The organism is Sutcliffiella horikoshii (assembly GCF_021991925.1).
Taxonomy (GTDB): domain Bacteria; phylum Bacillota; class Bacilli; order Bacillales; family Bacillaceae_I; genus Sutcliffiella_A; species Sutcliffiella_A horikoshii_F.
This window is the reverse complement of sequence record NZ_RXZI01000003.1, coordinates 533,337-543,087: the sequence shown is the minus strand read 5'-3', so window position 1 is coordinate 543,087 and position 9,751 is coordinate 533,337. Positions and strand designations below refer to the sequence as shown.

Below are 9,751 nucleotides of genomic sequence, written 5' to 3'. Positions count from 1 at the left end.
CTCAAGCACTCGCCCCGCGGAAAGCGAACACCCGGAACGGAAGACAACAGAGAGTTACCCAACCCCCAATATAATTTTTTCTAACTCGAAAAAAAACTGGCATTCTAAAAAAATAAGTGATATTATAGTAAGGTCTGAATTGAATGTAATATATGTTTGGAGGGATAACGATGCGCGTAAACGTAACTTTAGCTTGTACTGAAACTGGTGATCGTAACTACATCACTACTAAAAATAAACGTAACAACCCAGATCGTCTTGAGCTTAAAAAATACAGCCCAAGATTGAAAAAAGTAACTGTACACCGTGAAACAAAATAAGCAGCAGGATTTTCCTGTCTGCTTATTTTTTTTGCCCTTTATCCCGCTTCCACGGGACTGATATTCTGTTTGTTCTTCACTTTTACAGACGTTCCCACCTTGTAGCCTTCGCTTATCTGGTAACGTGGAGCAATGGTCACATTTTTTATGGTTGATGGTGTGGTATGGTCAATCGTCACATCATCCCAGACGATACTCCTGCTCAGTTCACAGTCCTTATTGATCCTCGAGCTCTTTCCAATAATCGTGTATTTGCCGATTACCACATGATCACCTAAGTAAGAATCATTTCCGATATATGCCGGTCGATTGATGGTCACATTGCTTTCCATCTTCACATTGGAACCAACCCATAAATTCGGAAGCACTTCTTCACCAGGGATGTTGACCTGAACCTTTTTATCAAGCATATCATATTGGGCTTGCCTGTAATCTTCGTGGCTTCCAATATCCTTCCAATAGCCGCTTGCGTGATAGCCATAGAGACTCATTCCGTTCTTGATGAGTTTAGGAAAGATGTCTTTGCTGAAATCATACTCTTTTCCTTTTTCCATCATACATAAAACAAACGGATCCACCACATAAATCCCCGTATTCACCACTTTACTGAATTCCTGTTCTTTTAGTGGTTTTTCCACGAAGCGCTGGATGTGTCCTTGTTCATCCGTATCAATGATGCCGAATTTATTCGGCTTCTTCACCTCTTTCATGAAGATGGTGAAGAGGGCATGCTTTTGAATATGATAGTCGACTCCAGCCATCAAATTGAAATCGGTCAATGCATCCCCACTTATGACCAAGAAAGGCTCGTTAAGGAGATATTCCGCATTCTTCACACTCCCCGCAGTGCCTAGTGGGACTTTTTCCTCTAGGTACGTGATTTGAACGCCCCACTGTGATCCATCTCCGAAGTAATTCCTTATTTTATCACTCAAGTACTGGAGAGTAATGATGATTTCTGTTATTCCGTGTTCCTTCAGAAGTTCAATACTGTATTCCATTACAGGTTTATTAAGCAGTGGCACTAGTGGTTTAGGGAGTTTTTGGGTTAATGGTAACAGGCGGGTACCTTTACCCCCTGCTAAAATGACCGCTTTCATCAGCTTGATCCCTCCTACTGGACGGAAGAAGTAGTGATTGTTGTTTTATAAACTGCCTCTGTCTGCTCTCTTACATCTTCCCAGTTATATTTTCGCTTCACTTCATCCATCGCATTCCTGCCGAGCTTGATACACTCATCAGGATTTGTAAGTAACCAGGTAATCTTTTCACTTAACTCTGCACTATTTCCCGGTGAAAAAAGCAAGCCTGTTCTCTTATGGTCTATGATGTAAGTCATTCCACCGGTCCTTGCTGCTATAACAGGTTTTCCAGCTGCCATTCCTTCAAGGACCACTATTCCAAAGGGTTCATACAGACTTGGCACGACCAGTAAATCTGCTAAATCTAACATGGTCGCTTTTTCTACTTCATTTAGAAATCCGATAAGCAAAATATTCTTCTCCAACCCCAAGCGGGAAATCTCCCGTTTATAATCCGATAGCCATGGTCCCTTCCCTGCTATCACAAACAGGCATTCCGGGTCGCTTTTAAGGGTTGTTCTTGCAGCATCTATTAAAGTGGTTATCCCTTTTTCCGGTACAAACCTTCCCATGAAAAGAACCAGATGGGAAAATGACCTTCTACCAATGAAATCCAAGATGCTTTTACTTTTTTCAGATGAAAGCTGAGCTCCATTCGGTATTATATGGATTGCATGGTTGTCATGGATTTTCTTTTCTACTTCCTTTTTCATATAAGCACTACAAACAATCAGCACATCCGAGTCACGAATCAATAACTCTTCTAATATATCCGTGCGTTGTTGTATAGGGTGCTCAAGGTTGCTTCTACCATTTTCTAATGCATGGATAGTAGATATAACGGGGAGCGACATGTTCTCTTTTAGAGCCCTGGTTGCAATCCCCACCAGCCAATCATGTGCATGGATAAGATCTAATCTGTATCGGCTAGATAGGATGCGTACCTGTTCCACCAAGTTCATGTTAGTCTGTGCAACATAAAGATGAAAGTCATCATAATCACTTGCCACCTCTTTGGCACGATAAACCTCTACTCCTTCCACCATTTCCTTAGGAGGAGCCCCGAGGGTGTGTGGTGTCACCACTAGCACTTGATGTCCGGCATGGGCCAGTCGCTTAGATAACTCCCATACATGTTTGCCCAGTCCTCCAATAACTGCTGGAGGAAACTCCCATGTTAGCATAATGATCGTAAATGTATGTTTTTTTTCTTCATGTAAGAAATGATTATGTGACTGATTTACAGAATAGAATACTTCAGAAGTAACAGATTCCTCAAAAATGCTGGAATCTATATCGTGTACCGTTCGTTGCGAAGAATGAGGGCGGCTGCTTTTTCCATAGTAAGTGTAGGTTGCAGAAAAGGCTTGCCATTTTTGCCTGTCAATGAAGTTCAATGGCTTCCAATTCTCGGAAGGTTCCATAAGCTGTTCGCGCCTCCACTCCATTTTCATGTCATCCGTTTGTAAGAAAGGGAAAAAGTCCTTATCCAGCCCAACCCCTATTTCAGCACGGATAACCTTAAAAACAAGAATATCCGGCAACACCATGCTCCCTTCGTTCTTATCTGCCATTATATCCAAGAAGTATGCATGGTTTCTATCAGTTTGTAAGCTTCCGTTCCAGCCTATTAGCCTAATCACCAATTTGTCTGTAGCTTTTGCATGGTATACCTTCCCAAACTCTTTTCTCCATGGATGGATGTTCCATTCACATTGAAACTTCCCCATGTTGTTTAATACTATACGAACATATTCCTGTTTACCCTCCGTGATGTCCATGTACCAAACCTCTTCCCCCACGAATCTATCTTTGCTTCCATCTTATCACGTAAAATTTCTTTTCTACAACAGCCGGTTTTTGTCGTCTTTTGTGATAAAGTGTTAATTTTTTATGTCCGTAGACAAAAAACGTTCACAAAACCGTCAAAACTTTCTGAGGAATTTGTCGAAAGACTATTTTTCCATCTCTGTACCTATGATATAAAAAAGAGAGAAACTAATTTTGAGGTGACAAGATGTTAATTGCAAGTATCAGTTTGATTGTTATTGCTGTCGCAGTAATCGTGATTTCCTTTTTTACAGATGACAAGTTTTCCGATTTGGAAAAGGAAATGGAACAATTATCCTTTGACGTTGTACAAGACAAGTATAAGTTGGAAAGAAAGATGAAAGTCTTAGAGGAAGAACTATTAGGTGGATCCACTCCTATACATAAGAGCAAGACAAGAAAGGTATCCAACCACCAAACCGTCAGCGAGGAAGACGTCGCTATCTCCCTTTATCAAAAAGGATATTCTCCTTCGCAAATCTCTCAATTCACTTCTACATCAATGGACAAAGTAGAACAGATTCTCCAATCTGCAAAACTTAATGGGAATGTAGCCAATGAGAACTAATCTAAGAGCTTTCGCAATCGGAATCCTCTTTGCTACAGGAGTGATGGGTGTTGCCTATTCCATCGTAAGCGCCGGGGCTACTACATTAAATGACGAGTCCGTAAAGGCTTATGCCGCGGAAAATGAACTGCACCTGTTAACAAAGGCCGAGTATAACGATTTACTACCTGCCATTGAGTCCGAGGAAGAAATAAAAGAAGAACCTAAAGCAGAAGAAGAAGTGACAGAAGAGAAGAATGAGGAAGAGGGCAAACAAGAAGAAGTCGAGGAAAAAGAAGAATCCAACGAGCCTTTTGAAATTGTGATTCCTGATGGAATGGCGACCTATGAAATAACAGCTTTATTGGCAAGAGAAGGAATCATTGAGGATGACAAGGAATTCGACCAGTACCTCGAAGGCCGTGACATCGCAACAAAGGTCCGTTCAGGTACCTTCACAATGAAAAAAGGCATGAGTTATAAAGAAGCCGCTGACGTATTGATCAAATAATACAAAAAGAAAAGCACCTCCCGTGATGGAGGTGCTTCAGTGTGTAGACAAAGCTTATAGTAATGAAATTCTCCAGTTGATCGCAGTGGAAGGAGCGAAGACTCCTGCGGGAGGAAAGGACATGGAAGACCCCGCAGGGCGTAGCCCGAGGAGGCTTCCGGACTGCCCGCGGAAAGCGAAGCTCCTGCAACGAAGATCAACTTTCCAACAGATAACCTAACTAGTTTATTGTTTGTCAACAGTCTGAAGCACCTCCCGTGATGGAGGTGCTTTTACTATTCTTGTTTATCTTTAACTTTCAGCAGCCTCAAGCTATTTAACGTCACAAGAAGCGTCGCTCCCATATCGGCAAAAATCGCAATCCATAAGGTGAGCCAGCCCGGAATGACCAGCAGGAGCGCTACTATCTTAAGACCCAATGAAAACGCGATATTCTGTTTAATGATGGTTAAAGCTTTTCGACTCAGTCTGATTGTGAAGGGTAGTTTCCGAAGATCATCTCCCATTAGAGCCACATCCGCCGTTTCAAGAGCGGTATCCGTGCCCGCTCCGCCCATTGCAACACCCACTGAGGAAGCTGCAAGTGCCGGCGCATCGTTAATCCCATCCCCCACCATCATCATGCTACCGTGCTTTTCTCTTAATTCTTTTATATAACGGAGCTTATCTTCTGGCAGGAGACTAGATTTAACTTGGTCAATATCTACCTCTTGGCCGATCGCTTCGGCAGTTCTATCATTGTCCCCTGTCAGCATGTATAAATGGCGGATCCCCATCTCTTTTAAATCTTTCACGCTAGAGGCACTACTTTCCCTGATTTCATCACGGATGCCTATGATACCTAAAATCTCATTCGGTGTACCCACTACAATAACCGTTTTTCCTGCATTCTGAAGTAGATGGATGCTTTCGGAAAACTTCTCCACTTCTGGATGTTTTTCAGAGATAAACCAATTGGGACTTCCTGCTTTATATCGAACCCCTTGGATGGATGCCTCTATTCCTTTCCCGGCAACAGATTCAAAATTCTCCATGGTATGGGCGGTGTCAGTCGCTCCAACTTCCTCCGCTTTCTTGAGGATGGCTGAAGCTAGCGGGTGGTTGGAACCACCTTCAAGTGTTGCAACGATTTTAAGCAATTCTACCTCTGTATCTTTAAATGCTAGAACATCCGTCACTTCTGGTGCTCCCCTGGTAAGCGTCCCCGTCTTATCAAAGGCAATTGCTTTCATTCGGCCCACCTCTTCCAGGAAGACTCCACCTTTGATTAACACACCATTCCGTGCAGCGTTCCCTATAGCCGTCACAATGGCAATAGGAGTAGAAATGACGAGTGCACACGGACAACCGACTACAAGTACAGCAAGACCCTGATAGATCCATGTGTTCCAATCCAAGGCCAGCAACAATGGTGGAACAGTTGCAACAAGGAAAGCGATGATAATGATCAATGGAGTATAGTATTTCGCAAACTTGTCAACAAATGCCTGAGAAGGAGCCCTTTCCGCCTGTGCTTCCTCGACAAGATGGATGATTTTAGAAATAGTGGTGTCCTCTACACGCTTTGTGACTTCCACTTCAAGTAATCCATCTTCATTAAATGTTCCCGCAAACACCTCATCTTCCACACCCTTGGCAACAGGAATGCTTTCACCGGTTATCGCAGCTTCACTGATTGATGCATAGCCTTTTAAGATCTTGCCGTCCATGGCGATTTTTTGACCTGGCTTTACAAGCATCTTGTCGCCTATTCGGATATCCCTCACAGGTACTTGTTGTTCTTTTCCTTCTATTAATATAGTCGCCTGTTTAGGGGAAACATTCATTAGCGAACGTATGGAGGCACGCGCTTTTTCCATCGAATAGGATTCGAGTGCTTCACTGATGGCGAAGAGGATCACAACAGTGGCCCCTTCCCCCCATTCTCCGATGATGGCTGCCCCGATAATCGCAATCGTCATCAATGTTTTCATATCAAATTGCAAGCGGGCCAAATTGTTTAAGCCGGTGATAAACAGCCGGTATCCCCCTACAACAATGGAAATGGCAAATAAGAATGTGGTGGTAATATGCCCTTCTCCCTGTTGAAAGTAAGCAATCCAACCTGCTATCAAGAAAAGAAATGATAGGAGAACCGTCGTATGTTTTTTATAAAATGGTACTGACATTTCGACAGGGATCTCCTCCTGTTCAGGAGAAACCTTTATGTTATCGAAAGCTCCAGCCTTCTCGATATCACTTATACTTGCAGCACCAGAGACTGAAACTTTAGATGCACCGAAATTTACTTTTGCACCGGTCACTCCACTTATCTTTTTAATATTATTCTCGAATTTTCGGGCGCAATTTGCGCATGTTAAACCTTGAATACGGTAAACATGATCCTCTTGTTTATTTTCCACGATGCTTCACCTCTTTTTGATGGGTAAAGGCGATATCAATCAATTGCCTGACGTGGTCATCATCTAATGAATAATAGACTAGTTTCCCTTCTTTTCTGAACTTCGCCAGTCCCAGGTCCCGTAATAGCCTTAAATGGTGGGAGGCTGTTGCAACAGTCGATTCTGTAATGGTGGCAACATCATGAACACAAAGCTCCACCGCAATATTCAGGGCCTGTGCTATCTTTAATCTGGTTGGGTCGGATAAGGCACGATATATCTTCGCAACATCATTCGTCATCAAATCATCTATTTGCTCTTTCACTTCATTCACTTTTATTTCATCTGCACAGTCGTCCTGACATTTTATGATATTGGATTTTGTCGACACAGAAAGCTCCCCTTTATATTCAAACGTTCATTTGAATATTAGTATATGCGATATCAAAGGAAATAGTCAACACATCAAATCTAAAAAAAAGAAGATTGGCACATTTAAGCCAATCTGCTCATCCTCCGTCATTAAACACGTATTATATAAGATAAAACAAAAACCCCGAAATCGTAGACATGCTTATCACCGAAACTACAAAAGCTGCAACCAATTTCCTTTTAAAGATACTGTTCAATAATGCTACTTCAGGAAGACTAGCCCCTGCAGAACTAATCAACAATGCCATCACAGGTCCTAACGCCATTCCTTTGGCAATCATCATTTGAGAAATGGGAATCATGGTCGAAAGTCTAATGTATAGTGGAATCCCGATGATTGCCGCAATGGGTACGAGCCACCAATTATCTCCTCCAAGATACTGTGTGATAAAGGATGTTGGTACAGCTCCGTGAATCAGCGCACCGATAGCAGCGCCGATTAATAAGAAAGGATAAACGGTTTTCATAAGCGTAAGTGTTTCTGCTACTGATTGTTTCAGATTGAATCCTTTGCTTTCCGGCTGATAGTTTTTCAGCAATACATTTTTCAATTGCTTCTCAAAACCTAATTTACCTAATGACAACCCAATTATTATAGAAAGAGCTATCGTTGTAACTGTATAGATAAGGGCCACTTTCCATCCTAGCAATGCTGTCATGATAGTTAGGATGGTCGGATCCAGTACAGGTGATGCAAAAAGAAAAACCATTACAATACCAAAGGGAATTTTCTTTCTTAACAAGGTGACCACCATTGGGATAGTGGAACAGGAGCAGAACGGTGTAATAAAAGCGAACAAAACAGCAAATACTTATAAGCGCATTCCCTTTGTTTAACCTCTTCTCCATTTTATGAAATGGAACAATAGATTGGATAATGGAAACCAGAAAGGTAATAAGAACGAATAAAACGGTTAACTCGATTGCAATGTACAAAAAACTTGTAATTACTTCTTTCCACATAAAAGATCACTCCTATTTTTTATTTGCATTTTGCAAGTATTATTTCTTTAAAAAAAGCAAGCGTTGAAACTTGCTCAATATAACGGCTTACAACACATACTACTTTTACTCATCGCTGCATTCAATATCTTTAAAGAATCTACTACCTCATCGCTTTCTTTTTCGCTTAAATTAGAAAAAATATTTGTTAAGTAATGAAGCATTTGTTGATTGATTTCAGCTTCCAATTTTTCACCTTTTTCAGTGAGATATAAATGATACATTCTTTTGTCTTCCCTGGATTGTCTTTTTTCCACCAGTTCCATTTTTACCAAGGTTTGAATCTGCCTGCTGAATGTCGTGATATCCATCCCGATAGTTTCCGCCACTTGTTGCATGGAAGGTCTTTCTATTCTGGCTAGTTCGTAAAGAATATGGCTTTGCACTTGAGACACGTCCTGATCATCAACCGAGCAGCAGTTTTTATTTAACATACCAAACCTTCGCATCGTAATCTGAAGGATCGCTCTAACATCTTCCATTATTTTCACCTCTTACTTTTATTATAGTTTTTTATTTGCATTTTGCAACTAATTTATAAAATAAATATTCCTAGCGCCAATGCATAAATTGATTCTGAAAAGGATTGATTATTCTTCTTCCGGCAATAACACAATTTTCCCTAACTTCCCCTTTTCTTTGAAGTAAGTCTGGGCTTCCCTAGCTTTTTCTAACGGAAATGTTTTATCAATGACAGGTTTTATTTTACCTTCCGCTATCGCCTGCAGCATATCTTTAAATTCTTCTCTCGTTCCCAAGACAGATCCATACATGGTGATGTGTTTAAGATAAAGTGTTCTAAAGTCAAGATTTGTCTTCTGGCCACCAGCAGAGCCTGATATACAAAACTTCCCTCCATTTTTCAACACTTGAAGGGATGTAGAAAATAAAGCATCTCCTACTACATCTAATACAGAATCTATCGGCCCTTCATTGACTTTTAATATTTCTTCAGAAAGATTATCGGATTTATAGGATAAAACGTGTGTCGCACCTAATTCCTTTATTCTTTCCTCTCCGCTTAGGTCCCCTACGATTGCAATGACCTTCGCACCGAAAACTTTTGAGGCAATTTGTACATTTAAGGACCCTACGCCACCATTAGCCCCTGTTACCATCACAGTTTCGCCAGGTTGAATGTGAATCTGATTGACCATATGCCATGCAGTTAATCCACTTACTGAAAAAACTGCACTTTCCGTATAACTTGGAAGCGGCATATTTAAACATAGCTCAGCAGGCCACACGACGTATTCCGCATATCCACCGTCATATTCCGATCCTATAAAAGACATGTCTTGCGAAATATGTTCCTTACCTTCTTCTCCACTGGACGTAAACGGGAATAAAACAACATCTTTTCCAATCATCGATTCTTCAACCTGACTTCCGATTTTTACAATTTTTCCCGTTATGTCAGATCCAGGTGTACGTGGAAATTGTACACCTTCTGGCTTCCAGCCGGACTTAGAACCGGTACCGTATGCCCCTTCTCTCATCCATATTTCTGTATTATTTATTGCACAGGCTTTCACCTTAACAAGTACTTCCTTGTCTTTGGGTTCAGGTATTGGAATGTCTACTAATTCCAACATATCAACATTTCCATATCCGGTAACTTGGACCGCCTTCATATTGGCAACACC

9 protein-coding genes and 1 pseudogene are annotated in these 9,751 nt (G+C 41.3%); 3 read left to right on the top strand and 7 right to left on the bottom strand.

The features are described from left to right. The first annotated feature begins 170 nt into the window (after nt 1-170). Entirely contained in the window at nt 171-320 is a 150-nt protein-coding gene (gene rpmG, locus EKQ44_RS12215) for a 50S ribosomal protein L33 (RefSeq protein ID WP_010194590.1), read from the top strand. Between the two features lie 38 nt (nt 321-358). Here the strand turns inward: rpmG and EKQ44_RS12210 are convergent, their stop codons facing one another. Together EKQ44_RS12210 and EKQ44_RS12205 are read right to left on the bottom strand one after the other, a co-directional pair. Beyond that, the gene (locus tag EKQ44_RS12210) at nt 359-1,420 is read right to left on the bottom strand and encodes a sugar phosphate nucleotidyltransferase (RefSeq protein ID WP_237663818.1); all 1,062 of its coding nucleotides are present in this window, start codon (nt 1,418-1,420) and stop codon (nt 359-361) included. 14 nt (nt 1,421-1,434) lie between these two features. After that, entirely contained in the window at nt 1,435-3,183 is a 1,749-nt protein-coding gene (locus EKQ44_RS12205; RefSeq protein WP_237663817.1) for a glycosyltransferase family 4 protein, read from the bottom strand. Nucleotides 3,184-3,419: 236 nt separating this feature from the next. Between EKQ44_RS12205 and EKQ44_RS12200 the strand changes: the two genes are divergently transcribed. Both EKQ44_RS12200 and EKQ44_RS12195 read left to right on the top strand, forming a co-directional pair. Further along, a complete protein-coding gene (locus EKQ44_RS12200; protein WP_237663816.1) occupies nt 3,420-3,800 on the top strand; it encodes a hypothetical protein in 381 nt (126 codons plus the stop codon). Then, on the top strand, nt 3,790-4,290 hold the full coding sequence (locus tag EKQ44_RS12195) for an endolytic transglycosylase MltG (RefSeq protein WP_237663815.1): 501 nt from the start codon (nt 3,790-3,792) through the stop codon (nt 4,288-4,290). The genes EKQ44_RS12200 and EKQ44_RS12195 overlap by 11 nt, the downstream gene beginning before the upstream one ends. 275 nt (nt 4,291-4,565) lie before the next feature. Here EKQ44_RS12195 and EKQ44_RS12190 read toward each other — a convergent pair whose 3' ends face one another. The 5 genes and pseudogenes from EKQ44_RS12190 to EKQ44_RS12170 form a co-directional block, all read right to left on the bottom strand. Further along, on the bottom strand, nt 4,566-6,695 hold the full coding sequence (locus EKQ44_RS12190; RefSeq protein WP_414491302.1) for a heavy metal translocating P-type ATPase: 2,130 nt from the start codon (nt 6,693-6,695) through the stop codon (nt 4,566-4,568). Beyond that, nucleotides 6,682-7,062, bottom strand: coding sequence for an ArsR/SmtB family transcription factor (locus EKQ44_RS12185; RefSeq protein ID WP_237663813.1), 381 nt, complete (start codon nt 7,060-7,062; stop codon nt 6,682-6,684). The genes EKQ44_RS12190 and EKQ44_RS12185 overlap by 14 nt, the downstream gene beginning before the upstream one ends. Nucleotides 7,063-7,204: 142 nt before the next feature. Then, a pseudogene (locus EKQ44_RS12180) lies at nt 7,205-8,066 on the bottom strand (permease). 74 nt (nt 8,067-8,140) lie between these two features. Beyond that, nucleotides 8,141-8,587 (bottom strand): MarR family winged helix-turn-helix transcriptional regulator, encoded by a 447-nt coding sequence (locus tag EKQ44_RS12175; RefSeq protein ID WP_237663812.1) that lies wholly within the window; start codon nt 8,585-8,587, stop codon nt 8,141-8,143. 108 nt (nt 8,588-8,695) lie between these two features. Then, nucleotides 8,696-9,739: a zinc-binding dehydrogenase gene (locus EKQ44_RS12170; protein ID WP_237663811.1), complete on the bottom strand. Its 1,044-nt coding sequence runs from the start codon at nt 9,737-9,739 to the stop codon at nt 8,696-8,698. Nucleotides 9,740-9,751 lie beyond the last annotated feature (12 nt).

Coding starts and splice junctions, on each gene's coding strand:
- EKQ44_RS12205 (WP_237663817.1), bottom strand. CDS start 3,183: ATGGACATCACGGAGGGTAAACAGGAATATGTTCGTATAGTATTAAAC.
- EKQ44_RS12200 (WP_237663816.1), top strand. CDS start 3,420: ATGTTAATTGCAAGTATCAGTTTGATTGTTATTGCTGTCGCAGTAATC.
- rpmG (WP_010194590.1), top strand. CDS start 171: ATGCGCGTAAACGTAACTTTAGCTTGTACTGAAACTGGTGATCGTAAC.
- EKQ44_RS12195 (WP_237663815.1), top strand. CDS start 3,790: ATGAGAACTAATCTAAGAGCTTTCGCAATCGGAATCCTCTTTGCTACA.
- EKQ44_RS12210 (WP_237663818.1), bottom strand. CDS start 1,420: ATGAAAGCGGTCATTTTAGCAGGGGGTAAAGGTACCCGCCTGTTACCA.
- EKQ44_RS12170 (WP_237663811.1), bottom strand. CDS start 9,739: ATGAAGGCGGTCCAAGTTACCGGATATGGAAATGTTGATATGTTGGAA.
- EKQ44_RS12175 (WP_237663812.1), bottom strand. CDS start 8,587: ATGGAAGATGTTAGAGCGATCCTTCAGATTACGATGCGAAGGTTTGGT.